At 71.3% G+C, this 21,493-nt stretch carries 22 protein-coding genes; 14 read left to right on the top strand and 8 right to left on the bottom strand.

The window, feature by feature from the left end:
• Window position 1 precedes the first annotated feature (1 nt).
• The gene (locus ABZ893_RS13410; protein WP_361401584.1) at window positions 2-496 is read right to left on the bottom strand and encodes a MaoC family dehydratase; all 495 of its coding nucleotides are present in this window, start codon (window positions 494-496) and stop codon (window positions 2-4) included.
• Window positions 493-1,821 (bottom strand): MFS transporter, encoded by a 1,329-nt coding sequence (locus tag ABZ893_RS13405; protein WP_361401581.1) that lies wholly within the window; start codon window positions 1,819-1,821, stop codon window positions 493-495. The genes ABZ893_RS13410 and ABZ893_RS13405 overlap by 4 nt, the downstream gene beginning before the upstream one ends.
• 57 nt (window positions 1,822-1,878) lie before the next feature.
• Between ABZ893_RS13405 and ABZ893_RS13400 the strand changes: the two genes are divergently transcribed.
• The 3 genes from ABZ893_RS13400 to ABZ893_RS13390 are packed head-to-tail and all read left to right on the top strand — an operon-like array spanning window position 1,879 to window position 4,693.
• On the top strand, window positions 1,879-2,859 hold the full coding sequence (locus tag ABZ893_RS13400; RefSeq protein WP_361401578.1) for a helix-turn-helix domain-containing protein: 981 nt from the start codon (window positions 1,879-1,881) through the stop codon (window positions 2,857-2,859).
• A gap of 27 nt (window positions 2,860-2,886) precedes the next feature.
• Complete coding sequence (locus tag ABZ893_RS13395; RefSeq protein ID WP_361401575.1) at window positions 2,887-3,774, top strand: aminoglycoside phosphotransferase family protein; 888 nt, start codon at window positions 2,887-2,889, stop codon at window positions 3,772-3,774.
• A 58-nt stretch (window positions 3,775-3,832) separates the two neighbouring features.
• Entirely contained in the window at window positions 3,833-4,693 is an 861-nt protein-coding gene (locus ABZ893_RS13390) for a hypothetical protein (protein ID WP_361401572.1), read from the top strand.
• Window positions 4,694-5,125: 432 nt separating this feature from the next.
• Here ABZ893_RS13390 and ABZ893_RS13385 read toward each other — a convergent pair whose 3' ends face one another.
• Together ABZ893_RS13385 and ABZ893_RS13380 are read right to left on the bottom strand one after the other, a co-directional pair.
• A complete protein-coding gene (locus ABZ893_RS13385; RefSeq protein ID WP_361401569.1) occupies window positions 5,126-6,238 on the bottom strand; it encodes a hypothetical protein in 1,113 nt (370 codons plus the stop codon).
• Window positions 6,235-6,831: an ankyrin repeat domain-containing protein gene (locus tag ABZ893_RS13380; protein ID WP_361401566.1), complete on the bottom strand. Its 597-nt coding sequence runs from the start codon at window positions 6,829-6,831 to the stop codon at window positions 6,235-6,237. Before ABZ893_RS13380 ends, ABZ893_RS13385 begins: the two co-directional genes overlap by 4 nt.
• A 535-nt stretch (window positions 6,832-7,366) precedes the next feature.
• Between ABZ893_RS13380 and ABZ893_RS13375 the strand changes: the two genes are divergently transcribed.
• Window positions 7,367-7,783: an NUDIX domain-containing protein gene (locus ABZ893_RS13375; protein ID WP_361401563.1), complete on the top strand. Its 417-nt coding sequence runs from the start codon at window positions 7,367-7,369 to the stop codon at window positions 7,781-7,783.
• Between the two features lie 460 nt (window positions 7,784-8,243).
• Window positions 8,244-10,331 (top strand): SpoIIE family protein phosphatase, encoded by a 2,088-nt coding sequence (locus ABZ893_RS13370; protein ID WP_361401560.1) that lies wholly within the window; start codon window positions 8,244-8,246, stop codon window positions 10,329-10,331.
• Window positions 10,332-10,373: 42 nt separating this feature from the next.
• On the opposite strand, the gene ABZ893_RS13365 is transcribed toward ABZ893_RS13370, so the two are convergent.
• Both ABZ893_RS13365 and ABZ893_RS13360 read right to left on the bottom strand, forming a co-directional pair.
• Window positions 10,374-10,583 (bottom strand): hypothetical protein, encoded by a 210-nt coding sequence (locus ABZ893_RS13365; RefSeq protein WP_361401557.1) that lies wholly within the window; start codon window positions 10,581-10,583, stop codon window positions 10,374-10,376.
• A 200-nt stretch (window positions 10,584-10,783) separates the two neighbouring features.
• Window positions 10,784-11,116: a DUF6233 domain-containing protein gene (locus ABZ893_RS13360; protein WP_361401554.1), complete on the bottom strand. Its 333-nt coding sequence runs from the start codon at window positions 11,114-11,116 to the stop codon at window positions 10,784-10,786.
• 115 nt (window positions 11,117-11,231) lie between these two features.
• Here ABZ893_RS13360 and ABZ893_RS13355 point away from each other — a divergent pair, with 115 nt between their 5' ends.
• Entirely contained in the window at window positions 11,232-12,461 is a 1,230-nt protein-coding gene (locus tag ABZ893_RS13355; protein ID WP_361401551.1) for an MFS transporter, read from the top strand.
• Between the two features lie 19 nt (window positions 12,462-12,480).
• Here ABZ893_RS13355 and ABZ893_RS13350 read toward each other — a convergent pair whose 3' ends face one another.
• Window positions 12,481-12,753: a hypothetical protein gene (locus ABZ893_RS13350; RefSeq protein ID WP_361401548.1), complete on the bottom strand. Its 273-nt coding sequence runs from the start codon at window positions 12,751-12,753 to the stop codon at window positions 12,481-12,483.
• Between the two features lie 425 nt (window positions 12,754-13,178).
• Between ABZ893_RS13350 and ABZ893_RS13345 the strand changes: the two genes are divergently transcribed.
• Window positions 13,179-13,748, top strand: coding sequence for a WHG domain-containing protein (locus ABZ893_RS13345; protein WP_361401546.1), 570 nt, complete (start codon window positions 13,179-13,181; stop codon window positions 13,746-13,748).
• Between the two features lie 51 nt (window positions 13,749-13,799).
• Window positions 13,800-14,969, top strand: coding sequence for a GDSL-type esterase/lipase family protein (locus tag ABZ893_RS13340; protein WP_361401544.1), 1,170 nt, complete (start codon window positions 13,800-13,802; stop codon window positions 14,967-14,969).
• Here ABZ893_RS13340 and ABZ893_RS13335 read toward each other — a convergent pair.
• The gene (locus tag ABZ893_RS13335) at window positions 14,959-15,330 is read right to left on the bottom strand and encodes an ANTAR domain-containing protein (protein WP_361401541.1); all 372 of its coding nucleotides are present in this window, start codon (window positions 15,328-15,330) and stop codon (window positions 14,959-14,961) included. The genes ABZ893_RS13340 and ABZ893_RS13335 overlap by 11 nt on opposite strands.
• A gap of 498 nt (window positions 15,331-15,828) precedes the next feature.
• Between ABZ893_RS13335 and ABZ893_RS13330 the strand changes: the two genes are divergently transcribed.
• The 6 genes from ABZ893_RS13330 to ABZ893_RS13305 all read left to right on the top strand — a co-directional run bounded on the left by ABZ893_RS13330 (window position 15,829) and on the right by ABZ893_RS13305 (window position 21,490).
• Window positions 15,829-17,307, top strand: coding sequence for a hypothetical protein (locus ABZ893_RS13330; RefSeq protein ID WP_361401538.1), 1,479 nt, complete (start codon window positions 15,829-15,831; stop codon window positions 17,305-17,307).
• 463 nt (window positions 17,308-17,770) lie between these two features.
• Window positions 17,771-19,483: an ATP-binding protein gene (locus tag ABZ893_RS13325; protein ID WP_361401535.1), complete on the top strand. Its 1,713-nt coding sequence runs from the start codon at window positions 17,771-17,773 to the stop codon at window positions 19,481-19,483.
• A complete protein-coding gene (locus ABZ893_RS13320; protein ID WP_361401532.1) occupies window positions 19,480-19,905 on the top strand; it encodes a roadblock/LC7 domain-containing protein in 426 nt (141 codons plus the stop codon). The genes ABZ893_RS13325 and ABZ893_RS13320 overlap by 4 nt, the downstream gene beginning before the upstream one ends.
• 2 nt (window positions 19,906-19,907) lie before the next feature.
• Window positions 19,908-20,285, top strand: coding sequence for a DUF742 domain-containing protein (locus ABZ893_RS13315; RefSeq protein WP_361401529.1), 378 nt, complete (start codon window positions 19,908-19,910; stop codon window positions 20,283-20,285).
• Window positions 20,263-20,928 carry an ATP/GTP-binding protein gene (locus ABZ893_RS13310; RefSeq protein WP_361401526.1) on the top strand — a complete coding sequence of 222 codons (666 nt, stop codon included), beginning with the start codon at window positions 20,263-20,265 and terminating at the stop codon, window positions 20,926-20,928. Before ABZ893_RS13315 ends, ABZ893_RS13310 begins: the two co-directional genes overlap by 23 nt.
• The gene (locus ABZ893_RS13305) at window positions 20,918-21,490 is read left to right on the top strand and encodes a GAF domain-containing protein (protein WP_361401523.1); all 573 of its coding nucleotides are present in this window, start codon (window positions 20,918-20,920) and stop codon (window positions 21,488-21,490) included. The genes ABZ893_RS13310 and ABZ893_RS13305 overlap by 11 nt, the downstream gene beginning before the upstream one ends.
• Window positions 21,491-21,493: the final 3 nt, after the last annotated feature.

The following is a 21,493-nucleotide window of genomic DNA, read 5'->3' as shown; positions in this document are numbered from 1 at the left end:
GTCAGACCGTCCGAGGGCGACAGCGCATGAGGTTCATCGCGGTCATGGTCAGGACAGTCTCACCGTCCTGATTCAGCACCTCGATGTCGGTGTGGATGATCCCCCGGTCCGGCTTGGACCGCGAAGGCCGCGCCGAACGCACCGTCGTACGGATCGAGAGACTGTCCCCGGGCCGCACGGGCCGCGTCCACCGCAACTCGTCCACCCCGGGCGACGCGAGACTCGCCACCGTGCTCACGAAATGGTCGGCGTAGAGCCGCATCATCACGGAAGCGGTGTGCCACCCACTCGCGATCAGCCCCTTGAACGGCCCCCGCTCCGCGGCCTCCGGATCCACATGGATGTCCTGTGGATCGAACTCCCCGGCAAACCGCAGAATGTCCTCCTCGCTCACCGTGATACTCCCGTACACATACGAAACCCCAGGCACATAGTCCTCGAAGTACCGCTCCCCAACAGGGGTGTTGAAGTCCTGCCCGATCGCTGAGGTGCTCATGGTGGGCACGTTAGCCGACGCGGGCGTGAGCGCCTCGGCTTTGCGGGCGGGGGAGGGGCGTCGTGGCCGGACGGTGCGTGGGGCAGTCGGCGTACGGCCGTGCAGGTCAGGGGCAGCAGCATGACCGAGGCGGAGGCGACGCCCGCGGCCAGGGTCACCCGGAACCCGCCGAACGCCTCCGCCAGCGGCCCCACGCAGAGCTGCCCGACCGGGATCGCGACGTACGCCAGCAGATCGTCGTAGGACGCGACGCGCGAGAGTACGTGCGCGGGCACGTGTTCCTGCAGCGACGTGTCCCACGCGATCCCGGTGACGGACGACCCGAGCCCCGCGACGAACGCCCCGACGATCAGCCACACCACAGGAGACCGCGCTCCCAGCGCGAGCAGGGGCAGCGCGCCCAGCACACCTGTCAGCAGCCCGAACCGCAGCAGACGCCGAACCACCAGCCGGTACATCACCAGGCTCGACACGAGCATTCCGGCGCCACGCACACTGAGCACGAACCCCCAGGCCGCCTCGCCGCTGAGCTGCCGCGTGAGCTGCGGCCCGAGAATCTGCCACGTACCGGTCTGGACGAGGTTGAGCAGGCAGAAGGACAAGGTCCCGACCCAGACCCACCGGATGGCACGGAACGCGTCCCAGCCGACGCGAATGTCGGCGAGGGCGGTGGGTCTTCTCTTTGAAATCCCCTTATACGTACGGATGTTGGCGTCTGTCAGCCGTGCGAGGAACCCGGCCGCTACGGCATACGTGACCGCGTCGAACGCGATCGCAGGACCACTTCCGACCGTCACGACCAGTACGCCCGACAGGCTCGGCCCGAGGGTCTTCGTGGCGTTGCGGGCCGAGCCCAGCAGCGAATTCGCCTGACGCAGCCGGGACTTGTCGACGAGCTGGGGGACGATGCCGCGCAGCGCCGGCGTCGTGAACGCGGCGAGGACCCCGTTGAGGAATTCGAGCGTGGCCACGAGCGGAAGCGAGTAGTGGCCGGTGAGGAGCAGCGTGGCGACCGCACCCTGGGTGAGCGCCGCGCCCAGGTGGGCGACCAGCAGGACGGTCCGCCGGGAGAATCGGTCGGCGACGGCACCGCCCACCAGCAGGAACGCGAGCAGCGGCACCATATGGGCGGCGAGGACGACGCCGAGGTCATGAGAGCTGCCGGAGGCGTCGAGGACCGCGAACGCCAGGGCCACCGGAGCCATCGAACTGCCGAGCAGCGACACCAGACACCCCACGAAGAACGAGCGGAACGCGGCCTGCTGAAGAGGAGAGGCGGGCTTTTGAGGAGTTGAGGTGGACCTTTGAAGAGGCGAAGAAGGCACGCGCTGATGGTGGGGAGACCTGGCCGCGCACGCTAACGTTTCGGCAGGAGGCGAAAGATGGTGCTGCTGCGGCTGAGCCCGATGGCCTTGTCACAGTCCCGGTTCGCGCTGTCGCCGAGCGCCGAGACGCTGGGATCGATGAGCGTCCTGATGAGGCCGTGCTCCGATCCGTGGCTCACCCCGTGGTACGTCCGTCACCACGACACATTCCACGCCGCCCTCGACGCGGACCCCTTCGCCAGAGGACTCGTCGAGCTGATCTGCTCGACCAAGTACCTTCCCGGATACGTGAGTCGACCGCCCACCGGCGGTATGCGAACCGCCATCGCCACCGAACTGGCCACCGTCGCCGCCACGCCCGACGACGAGATCCGCGCGGACATCGAGGCGGCCGTGGCCCGCAGCTGGAAGCGGTACGACCTGGCCTGGCTGACCGGGCGCGGCTGGGGCGAAAGGACCGCCGACCTCTTCCAGCACGTGTGGACCACGCATGTACGGCCGGACTGGCCGCGCAGGCGAGCCCTGCTGGAACGCGATGTCACGTACCGGGCGGGTCTGCTCGCCGCGTACGGCTGGCCCCGGGCGCTTCAGCGCATGAACCGGCGCAGCGCGTGGGTGGGGGCCGACGCGATCCGTTTCAGCGACCAGCCGGCGCCCGACCACATCGTCGGCGAAGGCGGGATGCTGTTCGTCCCGATCTGCGTGACGAGCGGCACCTGGCTCGCCGAGGCGCCGCCCGACCGCTACGCCCTCGTCTACCCGGCCCGAGGCTCCGGCGAGCCGACCGAACGGCCGTCGGTGGCCCCCGCCCTGGAACGGCTCATCGGCAGCGGCCGAGCCGCCCTGCTCCATGAGCTGGAACGCCCCGCGACCAGCAGCGAACTCGCCGCCCATCTCGGAATCTCTCTCGGAACCGTCGGGGGCCACCTCGCCGTCCTACGCGACGCGAACATGGTCACCGGCACGCGGGTGGGCAGACGTGTGGTGTACCGGCGTACGAAGACGGGCGACCTCCTCGCCGGGCAGGGCGAAACCTGACCGCGACGCGAAAGGACCACCGCGCACATGGGTGACGACGGGATCGATGAAGTGACGGTGCGAGCGCTGCTCGAGGAGCACCATCCGGACCTCGCCGGTCTCGAGATCCATGGGCCGGTCAGGGGCTGGGACCATCAACTGTGGCGGCTGGGCGGCGAGTTGGCGGTACGCATCCCGTGTACGCCACAGGCCTCGGACCTGTTGCGCAAGGAGTATCGCTGGCTGCCGCTTCTGGCGCCGGGGCTTCCCCTGCCCGTCCCCACCCCGCTGCGGATCACCGAGCCGTCCGCGCTCTTCCCTCGGCCCTGGAACATCGCGGCGTGGGTTCCCGGGGAACCGGCTGACCGGGCGCCCGTCAGTGAGGGCCGGCGGTCCGCTCACGCTCTGGCCGGGTTCCTCGCGGCGCTCCACCAGGCGGCTCCGCGCGACGCGCCGGGCAACCCGGAGCGCGGCGTCGCTCTCGACTCTCTGACGCCCTCCTTCGACAGGGCGCTCCGAGGCGTCGCCTCCCTTGTGCCCGACGGGGTCCAGGAGGTGTGGAACGACGCCGTCGCCGCTCCCGCGTGGGCGGGCCCGCCGGTGTGGCTCCACGGTGACCTGCATCCCGCGAACGTCGTCGTCTCGCAGGGCGCACTCCACGGCGTCGTCGACTTCGGTGACCTCTGCGCCGGTGACCCGGCCACCGACCTCGTGGCCGCCTGGATGCTCCTGCCCGCACCCGCGATCCCGTTGTTCCTCGATGCGTACGGCCGCGCCGACGAGCCGATGATCCGGCGCGCTCGCGGGTGGACCGTATTGCGTGCCCTGGGGCTCATCGCGATCGGCCGGGCGGGCGAAGAGGGGCTGCCGGGTGGCAAGCCGACTTGGGGGCCGGCGGGGCGGTTGGCTCTGGACCGCGTACTGGCTTCGCACTGACAGAGCCGTGACCGGCGCGTCTCGGCGCCGGTCGCCATGTGGGCGGCAGAGTGGACGTGTGGATGTAGATGATGTCGCCGAGGAGCTCTACCGCTTGCCGCCCGCGCAGTTCATTGCGGCGCGTGACGCACGGGCCGCCGAGGCGAAGCAGGCCGGGGACGCGGCCGCCGCGCGCCTGATCTCGCGGCTGCGCAAGCCGACGCTCGCCGCCTGGGTGTCCAACCTCCTGGCGCGCCGGAAGGACGAGGCGGGCCGCCTCCTCCAGCTCGCGGAGGCCATGCGCGACGCGCACCGTACGCTCGATCCCGAGCAGTTCCGCACGCTCAGCCATCAGCAGCACGTGGTCATCGCCGGGCTCGCGCGGGAGGCGGGAGGTCTCGCCCGGGAGGCCGGGCAGCCCGTGAGCGGGAACGTCCTGCAAGAGGTGGAGCAGACCCTGCGCGCCGCCCTGGCCGACCCCGAGGTCGCTGAGCAGTGGGCCACCGGGCGGCTCACGAAGACCCTTGCTGCGCCTACCGAGTTCCCCGGCACCGCACCGTTGGCGCAGGTGAAACACGACGGCGGCGAGAGCAGGCCGCGTGACGCCGCCGCCGACAAACGACGTGCACGTCTGAAGGACGCGATGAAGGCGGCGACCGAGGCCGCGGCCGAGCTGAGCAAGCGTGACGTAGAGGTACGCCGGGCCGAGGAGGCGCACGAGCGGGCCACCGCCCGCCAGTCCGCGGCGGACGAACACGTCGCGCAACTGACGACGAAGCTCGGCGAGGCCGACGACGAGCGGCGCGCCGCCGCCGAGGAAGCGGACGCGGCGGCCCTACGGGTCAAGGACGCAACCCGCGAGCGAAAGGCGGCCCAACGCAAGGCGGACACGACATCGCAGGCTGTCCGACGGCTCTCCGAGCACGAACCGGAACGCTGACCGGCGGCCCGAGACCACGCCCGACGCAAGCCGGAGACGATCCCGCCCTTCGACGGTTCTCCGAGGACGAGCCAGAACGCTGACCGCGGCCCGAGACCACGTCCGACGCAAGCCGGACGCGATGTCCTGCGCCGACCGATGGCTCCCTGAGGAGGGGCCGGAATGCTGACCGGCGCCCCGAGGCCGCGCCCGACGCGAGGCGGACACGACATCCCGCGCCCTCCGACGGCTCTCCGAGCACGAACCGGAACGCTCACGAGGGACCCGAAGCCGGGGCCGACGGTGACGTCATCTCGCCGGTCCGCCCGACGCGGAGTGCCGCATCACACGGAATGCCGCCCGACGCTGACTGCCGCCCGTAATGCCACCTGACGCGGAATACCGGCCCAGCCCCCAAGCCGAACCGGCACTCACCTCGCACCTGCCCCTCCGCTACAGCACCGCGATCCCCAGCGGCCTGTGGCCCGCCGGCAGGCGGTGCGTCTTGCCGCTGTCCATGTCCACGATCGTGATCCCGTCCCAGTACCCGTCCCGGGTGAAGCCTCCGGTGACGTAGGCGGTGTGGCCGTCGCGGGACACGGCGACGTCCTCGTGCGGGCCGTCCAGAGGTACGACCTTCTCCTTGCCGTCGGGGGTCCGGATCGTCAGCGACGCCTCGTTGTCGTCGGAGCCGATCGGGCCCGTGCCCACCGCGAGCAGTGTGCCGTCGGGCGTGATCTGGGCGCCGTGCTGATGCGTGTTCGCGGTCATCGGCTCGACCGTGACCTTGCCGGTGCGCGGGTCGAGGATGGCCAGCTTCTCGCCCTCGAAGGGCAGCAGCAGCTTTCCGTCCGCGCGCACCGCGGCGTAGTGCGGCTTGAGCCAGGAGCCCAGGCCGCCCTCCGTGCCGTACGGAGCGACCTCGAACCGGCGCGCCTTCAGCGTGTCCGTGCGTACCGCCGTCACGTCGAACGAGTCGTGATCGGTGGCGTACACCTCCTTGCCGTCACGCGAGACGTCGACGTCGAAGGGGCGGCGGCCGACCGGAACGGTGTCCGTGACCTTCCGCGTCTTCGTGTCGATGATCTCCAACACCCCAGTGGTGTCAGGGACGTTGACGCCCACGTACACGTGCTCGCCGTCGGGGGCGAGGGCGATGCCCATGCCGCCGCCGCGGTACTCGCCGGTCGTGGCGGGTCCCGTCTTCGTCTTGTAAGGAATGTGGCCGACGTTCTCGCGGGTCTTGGTGTCGACGACGGCCACCCCCTCGGCCGTCGCCACCCAGGCCCTGCCGTCCTTGCCGACGACGAGACCGTACGGTGCGAGGCCCACCTTCACCGAGTCGATGGGACCCCGCTCCGGGTCCACGAACGTGACCGTGTCACTGCCGAAGTCCGCGACCAGCAAGGTGCCTTGGGCGGTCCGGTCCGGTGCGGGAGCGTAGGAGGTGGCGGTCTCCTTCGCCGGTTCGGGAGCGGTGGAACCGGAGGCGTTGGTCGTCGTGCAACCCGCCGCCAGCATCACGACCGCGACCGCTCCGAGCGCGCCACGCGTGAGGGCGCTCATGCGGCGGCCCTCAGCAGCTCGGCCATGGCACGGAAGCCGCGGCTCTCCGCGTGCTCAAGGGCCGTGACGCCGTCCTGGTCCGCCAGATCCGTACGGGCACCCGCCGCGAGCAGCACCTCGATGATCTCCTGGTGCGCGGTGCCGCCGTGGCCGAGGATCACGGCTTCGAGGAGCGCGGTCCAGCCCAGGTCGTTGACGTGGTTGACGTCGATGTCCGTCTCCTTGAGCACGGCCCGTACGTACGCGACGTGCCCGCGCTCGCTGGCGGGAATCACCGAAACGCCGCCGTAGCGGTTGCGCACCGTGACGTCGGGGCCGGCCGGCAGCAGGGCGCGCATCATCGCGACGCTGCCGGTCACGCCGGTGACGAGCCACGCGCTGTCACGGCGGTGGTCCTGCGCGTTCGGGTCCGCGCCCGCCGCGACCAGGACCTGCGCGGCCTCCACGTGATCGTTCAGCGAGGCGAGCAGCAAGGGGGAGCGCAGCTTCTCGTCGCGGGCCTCCACCGAGGCCCCGGCGTCGAGGGCCGCGCGCACGTCCGCGGCGGCACCGCTGCGGGCGGCGTCCAGGAGTCGGCGGTCGAGGTCATCCATCTCGGTACTCCATGTCTGTAGGGAGGAGCGGCTGCGTATCCGGGCCCCGCTCCGCATCCCATTCTCGGGCCGCGTCGCCTGCCCACCGGTCGCCCTAGGGGCTGCCGTACGGAGATCCGACGGATGACACCGGGGTCGACCGATCGGTTGATGCCGGACCGTCACACACGTGGCCTCCGGGCCGTACAAGGGGACGGGCCGGAACAAAGGAGTGGCTCCCTCCGCGCCCGAGAGCGGGCGCGGAGGGAGCCCGTGATGGAGGCCTGCCCTCAGGGTGTGCACCGGTTGCCGTCGCCACGACAGGAACCCGAAGACGTCCTCGGTCGGGTAAACGAGCCGGGATGTGCCACGTTTCGCCACAGTCGTGCACGGCACCCTCACGGAGCTGTTCGGCGTGGTTCGTTGACCTACATGGGATCACCTGGATTCCCGACCGCACGAGGCGTGTGATCGATAAGTTGTTCCCATCGAGTCGGCTGCGTCGGCGTCCCTGGGCGGGAGCCGGCGCCCTGAAGGGTGCTGCGTGGGAGGTCGGATGCGTTCACGGGTCTCGGCATATGCGATAGCCGTGATGGAGGAACAACTGCTCCTCACACAACTCGCCGACAGCTCACCGGTCTTCGAGCCCGGCCTGTGGCACCTGCCCGGCGGCGGGATCGACCCGGGGGAGCAGCCGCGCGAGACGCTGGAGCGCGAACTGTACGAGGAGACAGGACGGGAACTCCTCGACGCCCGGCTCGTCGACTCGCGGGCGTACACCACGCACCGCCTGGGACTGGACTGGCACCTGGTGGGGCTCTTCTACCTAGTCGACATCAAACCCGGCCCACTGAGGGTGACCAAGGCCGACGACTCCACCGACGCCGTCACCTGGATGCCCCTCTCCGGCATGCGGGAATCGCAGTTGTCTCCTGCGGCGGTGGACGGCCTGCGGCTGATCGGCGCCCGGTAGACCGACCGGGCCTGTATACGAGACCGAACCGGAGGCTCCCGCTCGCGTGGCGTCCGAAGTCACCTGGCGGCAAGCGAAGTTGAAGGAACCGCTCCGCCTGCCGCGGGCTCCCTTCGGACGAGTCCGACGCGATGTACGTGCTTCTGCCGGACCCCTGACCGAAGGTTGCGGGGAGCGCGGTCGCGGAGCCGCCGACGACGTCACCCTCGTACCGGACTCGCCAGTACGGAAGGAACCGAACATGACCATCTCCGGGAAAGGGGCATAAAATGCCGTGGGGAGCCTGGAGGCACTATGGCCGAGAAGCTGGTCCGCATCGCACACCGGAGTTCCGGCTGACCGCCGACCCGTCCTCGACGGAATGGACGACGGAATCAACGACGGAATCGACGACATCCCGTAGGGGGCTGATCCCGCTCAGCCGTCCCTCCGACGCCGGCCGAACCGGGGAGGTGTCTGGATGGACGCGATCGGTTCGCCACGGTCGGGAACGGCGCCGGTGAACGTGGAAGCGGAGCCGAGCGGCCTCCTGGACGCCCTAGCGGTGGCCGCGGTGATGCTGGACGCCGAAGGCCGGATCAGCCTGTGGAGCCCCCAGGCCGAGGAACTGTTCGGCTGGAACGCCCACGAAGCCCTGGGACAGCAGGCCGCCCACCTCCTCGTCGCACCCGAGCACGTCGACCTCGTGGTCACCCTCTTCACCCAGGTCATGGAGAGCGGCGAGACCTGGGCGGGCGTCTTCCCCGTACGCAACAAGGACGGCAGCTCGCGCCTCGTTGAGTTCCGCAACATGCGGCTCCTGGATGAGCGGGGCGCCGTCTACGCCCTCGGCATCGCCACCGACCAGGGCCTCGTACGCCAGGTGGAGCAGGACCTCGCCCTGTCCGTGCGCCTGGTGGCCCAGTCACCGATCGGCCTCGCGGTCCTGGACAACGACCTGCGGTACGTGATGGTGAACCCGGCGCTGGAGCGGATCAACGCCCTGCCCGCCGAGCAGCACATCGGCCGCAGCGTCGGCGAGGCCCTGCCGTTCCTGGACACCGACGCCATAGCCGTCACGATGCGCAACGTCCTCGACACGGGCACCCCGCTCCTGAACGAGTACACCGTGAGCCGCCCCGGCGGCGCCTCCGACGTGGAACACGCCTGGTCGGTGTCGTACTACCGCCTTGAGGACTCCTCCGGCCGGGTCCTCGGGCTCGCGATCTCCGTGGTGGACGTGACCGAGCAGCACCAGGCCTCGACGGAGGCCGCCCGCGCCCGGCGCCGCCTCGCCCTCATCGCCGACACGTCGAGGACCGTGGGCACCACCCTGGACGTCGAGCAGACCGCCCACGAACTGGCGGCGGTGGTCGTCCCCGAGCTGGCCGACCTGGCTGCCGTGGACATCCTCGACGCCGTGCTGCAGGGCCGCCGCCAGGCCGCGCCGTCAGGCTCCGGGCCGACCCGGTTCCGCGCCCTCGCGGTACGGGCCGCGTACTCCACCAACGCCCTCCACGCTGCCGACACACCCGGCCAGATCGCGAGCTACGCGGCCGACCGGTACATCACCCAGGCGGTGACCTCCGGGCGCCCCGTGGTGGTCGAGCACGTCAGTGACGAGGACCTGCACCGCATCGCGCCGGACGCGGAGTCCGCCCAGCTCCTGGCGCGCGCGGGCCTGCACTCCTACATGGCGGTGCCGCTGATCGCCCGCGGTGAGGTGCTCGGCGCGCTGGATCTGGGCCGCGCGCGGAACATGGTCCCGTTCGGCCGGGACGACGTCGTCCTCGCCCTGGAACTGGCCGCCCGCGCGGCCGTTTCCATCGACAACGCCCGCTCCTACCAGAGCGAGCGCCGCACCGCCCTCACTCTCCAGCGCCACCTGCTGCCCCCGAAGCCTCCGCCGCGGCCCGGCCTGGAGATCGCCTACCGCTACCAGCCCGCGCAGTCGGCGAGCGAGATCGGCGGCGACTGGTTCGACACCATCCCGGTGGCCGGCGACAAGACCGCCCTTGTGATCGGTGACGTCATGGGCAGCGGCATCAACGCCGCCGCGACCATGGGCCAACTCCGCACCGCCACCCGCACGTTGGCCGACCTCGACCTCGCGCCCGCCGAGGTGCTGCGCCACCTCGATCACACCGCAGCCGAGCTCGACCCAGGGTTCGCGACATGCATATACGCCGTGTACGACCCGCACAACGGCGAGTGCCGGATCGCCGTCGCGGGCCATCTGCCGCCCATCCTCGTCAGGGCCGGCAGGCCACCGGAACTTCTCGACCTGCCCTCCGGGGCGCCCCTCGGCGTCGGTGACGTGGCCTTCACTGCGACGACCGTGAAGCTGGAGACCGGCGACCAACTCGTGCTCTACACCGACGGGTTGATCGAGACGCGCTCCGACGCCATCGACACCCGCCTCAACACTCTTCTCGACCTGCTCTCCGAACCGCGGGAGTCCCTGGACGAGACGTGCGACCACCTTCTCGCCGCGCTGCGGGACCGCGAGGACCACGACGACGTGGCACTCCTGATCTCCCGCACCCAGCCGCTGGACGCCAAGGAGTAACGTCACGGCACCACCGCCGCCGGGCGGTCCGGCGAGGTGGCCTCACGCGGCTTCGTAGTGGTGGGCCCGTCCGCCGCGCCACTTCACCCACGCCGGGTCGTCGAGCAGCATCTCCGCGTCCGGCAGCCCGGCCCGGCGCAGGAACTCGACGACCTCCGAGTCGGAGTGCGCGAGGCCGAGGATCTGTCCGCGCGCCGTGACCCTGCGCCCACCCGTGGGTGAGGGGCGGTGCACGACTATCGGCACGTCCATAGATCCAGGGTCATCCGAATGCCGGGCGAGTGCATCCGCAGGCCGGGAGTATTTGTTGGAAGATGGACACAGAGCCCCGCTCGGCCCACCCCCCCCGGCCGGGCGGGGCTCGCTCTGTATATGTGCGGTCACGCCAGGTGGCTCAGTGCCTGTGCGGTGGCGCCCGGTGGCTCCGTACCTGCGAGGTCACGCCCCGTGGCTCAGTCCAGCACCCCGAGCGCCGCGTCCGGGCCGCAATGCGGGCAGCCGGGCACCTGCTCCCACAACGCGCGCCGCGCCTGTTCCCGGGTCACACCCTGCGACCGTTTGCCCGCCATGTGACAGCCGCCCACATGTACGTACACGGGCGCGCGTCCGCCGAGGCCCATCTCGATCAGCCAGTCCGGGTCCGGCGGCCGCTCCTTCTCGCCGCGCCGCTGCTCGGACTCCTGCCGCTCCGCCTCCGCGATCCTGCGGCGGACCCTGTCCAGGGACAGCACGAGCCAGGTCTCCAGGGTGCGGAGACGTGGCAGGTCAGGAGGTAGTTCGGACACATGTTCGAGTCTACGCGGATTTTCCGGGCCGTAGACGCGCACCCACAAGTGGCCCAACCACATGGCACGGAATTGCCCCAGAGAGCTGGGCCGATGCGCGCGTACCGTCCCTGTCATGCCGCACCTGCTGCCGCCCGCCGGCCCCCAACGCACGTTCGCCCTGGCCCAGTTGAGCAACTCGATCGGCGACGGGGCGTACTACGTGACCTCGGCGCTCTACTTCACCCACGTCGTCGGCCTGCCGCCCGCCCGGATCGGCCTCGGCCTCACCGTGGCCTGGGGGATCGGTTCCGTCGCCGGGGTGCCGCTCGGCCGGATCGCGGACCGCCGGGGCCCGCGCGGAACGGCGGTCCTGCTCGCCCTCGCGACCGCCGCCGCGGTCGCCTCCTTCCTCGTCGTACGCGGCTTCCTCCCCTTCCTCGCCGCCGCCTGCCTCTACGCGACCGCGCAGTCAGGACTCGCCGCCGCCCGCCAGGCGCTGCTCGCCGGCCTGGTGTCCCGGAAGGAGCGCACAGGCGCGCTGGCCCACCTCCAGTCGACGCTCAACGCGGGACTCGCCGTGGGCGCGGCGCTCGGCGGCTGCGCGCTTTCGGCGGGGACCAGGGCGGCGTATCTCGCGGTCTTCGCGGCTGACGCCCTGAGCTTCGTCCTCTGCGCCCTCGTCCTGCTGCGGCTACCGCGCGTCGCACCGGCGCCTGCCGTGCGGGGAGCGCGGCTCGAAGTCCTGCGGGACCGCCCCTACGCCGCCGTGACGCTCCTCAACACCGTCCTGCTCCTGCGGATGCCGCTGCTCAGCCTCGGGCTTCCGCTCTGGATCAACGAGCGTACCGACGCCCCCGCATGGCTCGTCTCCGCGCTCTTCATCCTCAACACCGGCGCCGTGATGCTCTTCCAGGTCCGCACCGCCCGCTCCGTCTCCGGTCTTCCGACGGCGGCCCGCGCCCTCCGCCGGTCGGGCGTGCTGATGCTGCTGGCCTGCGCGGTCTTCGCCGCGTCGGCCATCGGGCCGGTCCGGGCCGCGGTCGCCGCGCTGGTCGGGGGTTCGGTCCTCCTGGTCGCCGCCGAGATGCTCCACTCGGCCGGCTCCTGGCAACTGGGCTTCGACCTCGCACCGCCCGGCCGCATCGGCGAGTACCAGGGCTTCTTCGGTACGGGCGTCACGGTCGCCCGCACGCTCGGCCCCCTCCTGCTCACCGCACTGCTGCTGGGCATGGGCACCGCGGGGTGGCTGCTGCTCGGCGGCCTGGTTCTCGCGGCGTCGTACGCGCTGGGGCCGGTCGCGCGATGGGCGGCGCGCACGCGCAAGGCACCGGCATCCGCGCCGGTCGTGGCCTCGACGGCCTGATCGCGGAGGAAGTGAAGCGCTACGAGGCGCCGCCGCCCGCCTTCGCCTTCACGTCCGCGTCGACGTCGCTCCTGGAGAGGCCCTCGTCCTTGGCGTACTCGGTGACGGCGGCCTGCACGAGGCGGGCCAGGTCGCGCCACGCGCGCCACGCCGTCTCGTACGTCCGGGCCTGCGCCTCGCTCCAGCCTTCGACGGCCGGCGGCCCGTAGGTGTCGCGCAGCCGCAGGACCTCGTGGTGTGCCGCGATCGCGGCCTGCTGTCGTTCGACGAGTTCGTCGAAGGTGTGTGCCACGCAGCGGATCCTAGGTCGCCCTCGTGGCGATCACGGGGACCGCTCGCGCCGGTGACTCGAATGCCGGGGACGGGTGAGCGAAACGGGTGTCGGGGGCGGCACCGTGCGGCGCCGCCCCCGGGTGTCAGGCGAGACCCCTCAGCACTGGGGGCGCTTGCCGTGGTTCGCCCCGTGCTTGCGGCGGGCCTTCTTCTTACGGCGTCGCTTCGAGGACATTGCTACCTCCCGGTGTCGCTGTTCTTCGGTGACGTCGCCCATGCCACCACCCCGGCCACGGATGGACCCGGCGGCGCGCCGCGCCGACGCTCCGCCCCACGCTAGGCCCGTTCTGCGTGGGCCGCCTGATGTCTACCTATGGCTCGTGCTGATTTGCCTATAAGTATTAGGTAACTGCATAATCGAGTTAGCTGACAGGGGAGAGGGCCATGGTGCGCGCAGGACTGACCGCGGAACGTCTCGTCAGGGCAGGCGCCGAACTGGCCGACGAGGTCGGGTTCGACCAGGTGACGGTCTCCGCGCTCGCCCGACGGTTCGACGTGAAGACCGCGAGCCTGTACTCGCACCTCAAGAACTCGCAGGACCTCAAGACCGGGATCGCGCTGCTCGCCCTGGAGGAACTCGCCGACCGGGGCGCCGCCGCCCTCGCCGGACGTGCGGGCAAGGACGCCCTCGCCGCCTTCGCGAACGTCTACCGCGACTACGCCCGCGAGCACCCCGGCCGCTACGCCGCCGCCCAGCTCCGGCTCGACCCGCAAACGGCGGCCGCCAGTGCCGGCGTACGGCACGCGCAGATGACGCGGGCGATCCTCCGTGGCTACGACCTCACGGAACCGGACCAGACCCACGCCGTCCGGCTCCTCGGCAGCGTCTTCCACGGCTACGTGAGCCTTGAGATGAGCGGAGGCTTCAGCCACAGCGCCCCCGACTCGCAGGAGACCTGGACGCGGATCATCGACGCCCTCGACGCCACGCTGCGGAACTGGCCCGCACCCTGACCGGGCCCGGGCCGCACGGACACATTGATCAAACAGGTTGAGGCACCCCACATGGACGACAACTGGACCACCACGCCCGTCACCGCGGACCTCGTGCGCGGCGCGTACGAACTGGAGCGCACCGAGCACGGCGTGCTCCCGCACCGCCTGCCCGCCCGAGCGCGCGCACAGGTCACCGACGGTCAACTCGCCATGGCCGAGGCCCAGCCCTCGGGCGTGCGCCTGGTCTTCCGTACCGAGGCAACCGTCGTGGAACTGGACGCGCTGCGCACCAAGATGGAGTACGTGGGCGCGCCGCCGCGTCCGGACGGCGTGTACGACCTGCTCATCGACGGTGTTCTGGCCGGTCAGGGCCACGTCAGCGGCGGCAACGTCATGTCGGTGGACATGACGACCGGCACCAGGGAGACCCGGCCAGGGCCCGTCGGCACCGTCCGGTTCGCCGGTCTGCCCGAGCGGCTGAAGGACGTCGAGATCTGGCTGCCGTACAACGAGATCACGCAGCTCGTCGCGCTGCGGACGGATGCGCCGGTGGAGTGTGTGCGGGACAGCGGGCGCAAGGTGTGGCTGCACCACGGGAGTTCGATCAGCCATGGCTCGGACGCGGCCGGGCCCAGCTCGACCTGGCCGGCGCTCGCCGCCACGCTCGGCGGCGTGGACCTGGTCAATCTCGGCCTGGGTGGCGGTGCGCTGCTCGATCCGTTCACCGCGCGCGCCATGCGGGACACCGCCGCGGACCTGATCAGCGTCAAGATCGGCGTCAATGTCGTGAACGCCGACCTGATGCGCCTGCGCGCCTTCACCCCGGCGGTGCACGGCTTCCTCGACACGATCCGCGACGGACATCCGACCGCGCCCCTCCTGGTCGTGTCGTCGATCCACTGCCCGATCCACGAGGACACCCCGGGCCCGAGCGTGCCGGACTTCGGCAACCTCATCAACGGCCGGCTCCAGTTCAAGGCAGGCGGGGACCCCGCGGAGCGGGCGGCCGGAAAGCTGACGCTGAACGTCATCCGGGACGAGCTGGCCGCCGTCGTGAAGCAGCGCGCGGCGGACGACCCGCACCTCTACTACCTCGACGGCCGCGACCTCTACGGCGAGGCGGACTTCGCCGAGCTGCCGCTGCCCGACCAGCTCCACCCGGACGCCGCCACCCACCGCCGTATCGGCGAACGCTTCCACGCGCGGGCCTTCGGCACGGACGGGCCGTTCACCCGCTGACGCCCTTCCCGACCTTGGCGACCGTCGCGGCGAGCAGCTCCTGGAACTGCTCCGGGAGCGGGTCGCCCGTGACGGAGTCGACCAGGTCACCGGCCACGCGGTGCAGTTTGGTGTTGGTGTTCTGGGAGACGGAGACCAGCACCTGCCAGGCGTCGTCGGCGCTGAGTCCGTAGGACGCCATCAGGATGCCGCGGGCGAGGTCGATGACCGGCCGCGTCTGCATCGCCCGCCGCAGCTGAGCGAGTTCGGTAGACGGATCCTGAGGGGCTCCGTCACCGGACTGGCCCGGGTCGTGGCCCGGCTCCGCGGGCACGGCGTCGTCGCTCGTGACGATCCGTGCGGGAACTTCGCGTTTCGGCATGGCGACATCCTGGGGCGCGTCGGCCGCGCCGCTACGTCAAGGCTCGCCCCGGCCCGCTTCCCGCGTCAAGCGGTGGAGGCCCGTTCGCCTGGGTCGCGCGAGGCGTGTCCGGGTTCCGCCGCGCGCTGCCCGCTCACCGGACGAGCGGTCCCCGGAGTGGTTCCGGATATGGAATCGGGGGCTCTGAGGTGGGACAGTCGAACTTGTGCACAAAGAACGGCAGTTGACACGGACTCCGATCCCGTCGCGCGTACGTGACCTGGCGTTAGCCCTGTACCGGGCAGGTTCGGGCGTGTACGCCAATTGCACAACTGATAGCCACGGCTTTACGGTCCGTATGCATAATGCTCGGCATGAGGAAGCCGATCTCCGCGTCCGGTGCCCCTCCGGTTCGGGCGTGCCCTGATCCGGACCCGTGACCAGCGGGACCCAACTCCGGCCGAGGAACCGGCGAGCCACGGGGGGCTCGCGACCGAAAAACGTGGAGACAGTTAACCGATGCGCCCCCGGACTCTGTTGCGGGCCCTGCTGACGGAGCGAGGCTGCGGTCACTTCGCTACGTTCGAGGAAGAGTTCACCCGGTCCGCCCAGCTGGCGGCCGCCAAGCTGAACCGACCCGACCTGGCGACGGTGACCGCCTCCCAGGCCACCTGGAAACGCTGGCTCTCCGGGGACCAGATACCGCGCAGTGACGCCGGCGCCGTCCTGGAGTTCATGCTCGGGGTCGACGTCGAGACGCTCCTCCGTCCCGCCGTGGAACGCGGCGTCGTCCTGCCGCAGATCGCGCCCAGCGCCGCGCGCGACGCGGCTCGGCTCCTCAACGCCATGTTCGACACGTCCTACCTGGACCCGATGGGCCGCGCCTCCGGCATGGAAGGCGTCTGGCACCTCGACGGCCAGGGGTTCTTCGACGGCACGTCCGTCGCCGTCCAGCTGTACGAGGCCGCCGAGCAGAGCGGCCGCGTCGTCATCGGCTCCCACCACCACGCCCACGTCAGGGAGTTCACCCGGGCCACCCGCCGCGCCCTGCTCCTCGGCACGCTCGGCGACGAGGGCCTGTACGCGCTGGACGCCGCCCACGCCCGCCGTCAGTTAGCCGTCACCGCCGAGACGCTGCCGATCTCGACCCCGTACAAGATCGACGACCTCACCTACGGGCTGCTGTGGGCGATGCTGAATCTCGACGACAGCCTGCTCGCCAACGACCATGTGCTGCACGCCGAACAGCAGAACCTGGAACCGTTGTGGCAGCAGCGCCGCTCGGCCGTCGCGCGCTCCGCCGTGCCCGAACTCACCAACGTCGGCAGCGCCTGGCTCGGCATGTACTTCTGCTCCGGGCACATCATCCGGCGCCTCGACGAGGGAGGACCGGCGCCCGTCTTCTGGACCCCGGTGCGGACGGGGGAGGAGGCCGCGGTCTGGCTGTTCTTCGCGTCCTGGACGCAGTTCCGGCGCGCCCTGCGGGAGCGCGTCGGCGGGCGGAAGGCCGGCATCGAGCGGGTCCTCTGCATCCCCGCCGGTGACGCCCGGGAGAGCCAGCCCTACGAGCAGATCCTGCTCTGGCTGGCCGTGGCGATGATGGAGCGCGACGGGCAGAAGATCTGGGTGTGCGCCGAGCCCGAGTACCGGCGTATCGACGGCTTCGTGCTGGTGCCCGGACGGCGTGTCATCTCCGCGAACTGGCTGGGTCCCGAAGGCATCTGGCACGTGGACACCACCGACAGCCTGGCCGACGTCAGCGCGTACGCGCAGGTCGTCGAGCACGCCCGCAGCCAGTGCGTCACCAAGGGGGACACGTCGCAGGACCGGCTGCGCGCCCTCGCCGACCACCTCGACCTCGACTGGAGCTGGCTCGTGCGCCGCTGCCGTGAACTGGGCGCTTACGGCATCGCGGGCATGTTGCGCCCGCGCAGCCGCCTCATGGACGTCGAGGAACTCGAGCATGTGCTGCGCTACGTCGGCGAGTTCGAGGACTGACGCAGGCGGACCCGGGGACCGACGCAGGCAGATCCAGGGACCGACGCAGACGGAGGAGGGCTCCGATCGTGACCTGAGCGCGATCGGGCCCTCTCTGGCCGCCGGGGCGACCAGGGTCGTTTCAGGGTCGTTGAGGGGCGCCGCCGCGGCTGTGACCGTCGGTGACACCTCGCGTAGACCGGCCGAAGACCGTAGGCCGGGGCGCCCCGACGGCCTGAATCTCACACCTGGCGGCGGGAAACGACCCCGGAACGACCCTCTCCGCCCATAGCTGAGCCCCGGGCGGACCGGCAGAGTTGATCTGCGTCGCCGAGGCCGTTTTGCCAGGCGACAGTCACCCTGGACAAGATGCACCGCGAGTCACAACGAGCCCCTGTCGCAAGGGGGTTCGGACGACCGCGGGCGCGGCCGACCGTACGTCGGCGCGTGTGCGCTGCCCCTCCGCTCGTCTTCGAGGACGCCTATGTCTCACTACTCGTCGGACGCCAACGCATCCGGCGCCCACCGCAGCGGCCGGAGAGCCGGCAAGGCGGCGTCGGCCGAACTGAGGACCGAGCGCGGCCTGCGCAGGCGCGTCACGCTCCTCGGGACGGCACCCGCCGGCACGGTCGCCGTCCTCGCGGGCGGCGCGTTCGCCGTCTCCGCCGCGGGCGCCTCCGGCCCGCTGGTCTGGGGCGCGGGTGTGGGCGCGGGCGTGTGCTGCGCGGCTGTCCTGGCCGCCGCGCGGCGCGCCGCCAACAGCACCGCCGACGCGCTCACCAAGCAGCGCGCGGAGAACGACGCGGCGGTCGGCGAGTGGATCAGGCACCTGACGGCGCTCGCCGCCGACGGGCACCAGAGCGTGGCCCGTACGGCGGAGCAGCTGCGCGGCGGCGACCGCCCCGAGGCCCCCGCGCCGGTCCCCGACCAGGCACCGGCGACCCACGCGTTCGGCGCCCTCGAACAGCACCTCCAGCACTTCCGCCACACCGCGCAGACCGCCGTCATCCAGGCCGGTACGCGCCAGCAGGTCGATGCCTTCGTCAACATCGCCCGGCGCCTCCAGCTCCTGGTGACGCGCGCCCTGAAGCAGCTCGACGACGCCGAGCGGGTCGTCGAGGACCCCGAGCACCTCGACCGGCTCTACACGATCGACCACCTCGTCACCCGCGTCCACCGCGCGGTGGAGAGCCTCGCCGTCCTCGGCGGAGCCGTGCCCCGTCACTTCAGCTCCCCGGTGCCGCTGGCCACCGTGCTGCGCCAGGCCGTCGCGGAGATCGAGCACTACCCGCGCGTCCGCGTGCTCCCGCCGCCCTCCGGTTACGAGGTCCTCGGCCACGCCGCCGTCGAGACCATCCACCTCATCGCCGAACTCGCCGAGAACGCCACCAAGTTCTCGCCGCCGCACACCCAGGTGATGATCCGCGCCGAGATGGCCTCGTCCGGCATGGTCGTCGAGATCGAGGACCGCGGCCTCGGCATGGCCGCCGAGGTGCGCGAGGAGATGAACCGTCTCCTCGCCCAGCCCGAGCTCTTCGACGTCGACCAGCAGCTCCAGGACGGCCGCACCGGCCTGTTCGTCGTCGCGAAGATAGCCAGGCGCCGCGGCCTCGTGGTGCAGCTCCAGGAGAACCTCTACGGAGGCGTCCAGGCCGTCGTCGTCCTGTCGCACTCGGTCCTCAGCGAGACCCGCGCCGCCCGCGCCGCGGCGCAGAACTCCCCCCAGCAGACCGCCCAGAAGGCGGCGGTCCCGGCGATGGCGGCGCACGCCCCCGCCGCGCCGGAGCCGCACCGGGCCCCCGCGCCGGCCGTGACCCGCCCGGCGCAGCCGTTGCCCCCGGCCGTGGACCCCGCACGGCCCGACACGGCACGGGAGGTTACGGCCGTGACCACCCCGCCCCCGCCCCTTCCCCAGCGGCAGACCCCCAACAGCACCCCTGCCGCCCCCGCCGCGCCCGCCCAGGACGCCACCGGGCGCCCGGTCCTGGCCCAGCGGAACAAGGACCGCCGCTCACACCTCTCCCCCCAACTGCGCGAGCAGGGGCCGGCAGCCGACATCGGCGATGGCGAGTCGATCGACGCAGGCCTGCTCGCCCGCTTCACCGCGGGACTCGAACGGGCCGAGCACGACGACAGGGCCACCCCCGGATCTGCGGTGGCACCCACTCAGCGCCATGAATCCCAGGAGTACCGATGACCCAGCCCTCATTCGACCAGGACCTGGACTGGCTGCTCGCCGACCTCGCCGCCAGAGTGCCCGCTGTCACGGGCGCGGTCCTCGCGTCCAGCGACGGCGTGATGCGCCACAGCCACGGTCTCGGCTACGACGACGCCGACCGGCTGAGCGCCATCACCACCGGCATGTGCTCCCTCGGCGGCGGACTCGGCACCATCCAGCGGACGTTCGGCGGGGTCGAGCAGGTCATCGTGCAGGGCGAGGGCGGCTACCTCTTCGTCTCCCGGGCCGGCGTCAACGGCGTGCTCGGCGTCCTGACCGACAAGAGCGCCGACGTCGGCGTGGTCGGCTACGAGATAGCCATGCTCGTGAAGAGCGTCAGGGGTCACCTCGGTACGCCGGCCCGCACGGCACCTGGGCCCTCCGGCGCCCTGGTCGACTAGCGGTGCCGGACTTCACCGACGAGCCCTGGCTGGCCGAGGACACGGCGCAGCTGCGGCTCTACGCACTCACCGGAGGCCGTACCCGTCCGACGCGGGCCCTCGGGCTCGTGTCCCGGGTAAGGGCCTCCCCGGCCCTCGCGCCGGCGATCGAGGACCGGCTCGGGACGGAGAGCGCCCAGGTACTCGACATGTGCCGCCGCGAACCGCGGTCGGTCGCCGAGATCGCCGGCCGCCTCGCCGTCCCCGTCCAGGTGACCAAGATCCTGCTGTCCGACCTGCTCGACGCACACGTACTCGTTCCCGCGCTTCCTCCGCGAGAGGCGGACGGAAGCGACCCACTCCTCCTGGAGGCGGCACTTGAAGGCCTTCGAAGCCTCTGACGACATCCCCCTGACCGCGCTGAAGATCCTCATCGCCGGCGGTTTCGGGGTGGGCAAGACCACCATGGTCGCCACCGTCAGCGAGATCGAACCGCTGACCACGGAGGAGATCCTCACCACGGCCAGCGCGGCCACCGACAGCCTGGTCGGCGTGGAGAACAAGACCACGACCACCGTGAGCATGGACTTCGGCCGTATCACCCTGTGGCGCCAGCAGTTGCAGCTCCTGCTGTTCGGCACCCCGGGCCAGGACCGCTTCTGGTTCATGTGGGACGACCTCGCCCTCGGCTCCATCGGCGCGGTCGTGCTCGCCGACACCCGCCGCCTCGACGACTGCTTCAGCGCCGTGGAGTTCTTCGAGGACCGGGGTGTGCCCTTCGTCGTGGCCGTCAACGAGTTCGACACCGCCCACCGCTACACGCCGGAGGAGGTGCAGGCCGCGATCGAGCTGAACCCCGACGTCCCCGTCATCATGTTCGACGCGCGCGCCCCTTACTCCACCCAGCAGGTCCTGATCAGGCTCGTCGAGTACGCGCTCACCCTGTCGCTGCGCTCCGCCCCGGCGGCCGAGCCCGTGCTGACGCAGTCCCACCCCACGTCCCCCACCACCACCTTCGACGGGAACTCGCACCGTGCCCTATGACGCAGAGACGGGCCTGCACATCGCAGCCCCCGACACCGAGCTCGACGCACGCGTCGGGCGCCTCGCCCAGCTCGGCCTCGGCGAGGCCGACCCCGCCCTGGACGCGCTCGCCTCCGAACTCGCGGAAGCGGCGGGCACCCCGTACGCGATGGTGAACCTCATCACCGACCAGCAGTTCTTCGCCGGTCTGCACACCCCGCAGGGACTGCCCAGCGCTCTCGGCCCGGACGCGATCGCCGGGCCCGAGGTCGGCCGCGTCATGTCCCGCGACCACGGCTACTGCCCCGAGGTCATCAGCCGCCGCATCCCGCTCGTCCTGCCGGACGTGTACGCGGCACCCCGCTTCGCCGGCAACCCCGTGGTCGACGAACTGGGCATACGCGTGTACCTCGGGGCACCGCTCATCGACGAGGAGACCGGCATCGCCCTCGGCACGGTCTGCGCCGTGGGCACCGAGCCCCGCGCGCTCGCGACGGCACGCGGCTCCCTCGAACTGATCAAGCAGTTCCGCGACCTGGCGATGGAGCGCATCTACGAGCGCGCCGGCTACACCCGCCCGTGACCT

Origin of the sequence: Streptomyces sp. NPDC046821, assembly GCF_040645335.1 — a bacterium.
Lineage (GTDB): Bacteria > Actinomycetota > Actinomycetes > Streptomycetales > Streptomycetaceae > Streptomyces.
The sequence above is the reverse complement of the archived record's forward strand: the minus strand, read 5'-3'. Positions and strand labels throughout refer to the sequence as shown.

Excerpts from the sequence above, each read along its gene's own strand:
- ABZ893_RS13330 (WP_361401538.1), top strand. The coding sequence starts at position 15,829 with ATGCGCCCCCGGACTCTGTTGCGGGCCCTGCTGACGGAGCGAGGCTGC.
- ABZ893_RS13345 (WP_361401546.1), top strand. The coding sequence starts at position 13,179 with ATGGTGCGCGCAGGACTGACCGCGGAACGTCTCGTCAGGGCAGGCGCC.
- ABZ893_RS13370 (WP_361401560.1), top strand. The coding sequence starts at position 8,244 with ATGGACGCGATCGGTTCGCCACGGTCGGGAACGGCGCCGGTGAACGTG.
- ABZ893_RS13375 (WP_361401563.1), top strand. The coding sequence starts at position 7,367 with ATGCGTTCACGGGTCTCGGCATATGCGATAGCCGTGATGGAGGAACAA.
- ABZ893_RS13355 (WP_361401551.1), top strand. The coding sequence starts at position 11,232 with ATGCCGCACCTGCTGCCGCCCGCCGGCCCCCAACGCACGTTCGCCCTG.
- ABZ893_RS13335 (WP_361401541.1), bottom strand. The coding sequence starts at position 15,330 with ATGCCGAAACGCGAAGTTCCCGCACGGATCGTCACGAGCGACGACGCC.
- ABZ893_RS13365 (WP_361401557.1), bottom strand. The coding sequence starts at position 10,583 with ATGGACGTGCCGATAGTCGTGCACCGCCCCTCACCCACGGGTGGGCGC.
- ABZ893_RS13385 (WP_361401569.1), bottom strand. The coding sequence starts at position 6,238 with ATGAGCGCCCTCACGCGTGGCGCGCTCGGAGCGGTCGCGGTCGTGATG.
- ABZ893_RS13410 (WP_361401584.1), bottom strand. The coding sequence starts at position 496 with ATGAGCACCTCAGCGATCGGGCAGGACTTCAACACCCCTGTTGGGGAG.
- ABZ893_RS13400 (WP_361401578.1), top strand. The coding sequence starts at position 1,879 with ATGGTGCTGCTGCGGCTGAGCCCGATGGCCTTGTCACAGTCCCGGTTC.
- ABZ893_RS13320 (WP_361401532.1), top strand. The coding sequence starts at position 19,480 with ATGACCCAGCCCTCATTCGACCAGGACCTGGACTGGCTGCTCGCCGAC.
- ABZ893_RS13340 (WP_361401544.1), top strand. The coding sequence starts at position 13,800 with ATGGACGACAACTGGACCACCACGCCCGTCACCGCGGACCTCGTGCGC.
- ABZ893_RS13395 (WP_361401575.1), top strand. The coding sequence starts at position 2,887 with ATGGGTGACGACGGGATCGATGAAGTGACGGTGCGAGCGCTGCTCGAG.
- ABZ893_RS13380 (WP_361401566.1), bottom strand. The coding sequence starts at position 6,831 with ATGGATGACCTCGACCGCCGACTCCTGGACGCCGCCCGCAGCGGTGCC.
- ABZ893_RS13325 (WP_361401535.1), top strand. The coding sequence starts at position 17,771 with ATGTCTCACTACTCGTCGGACGCCAACGCATCCGGCGCCCACCGCAGC.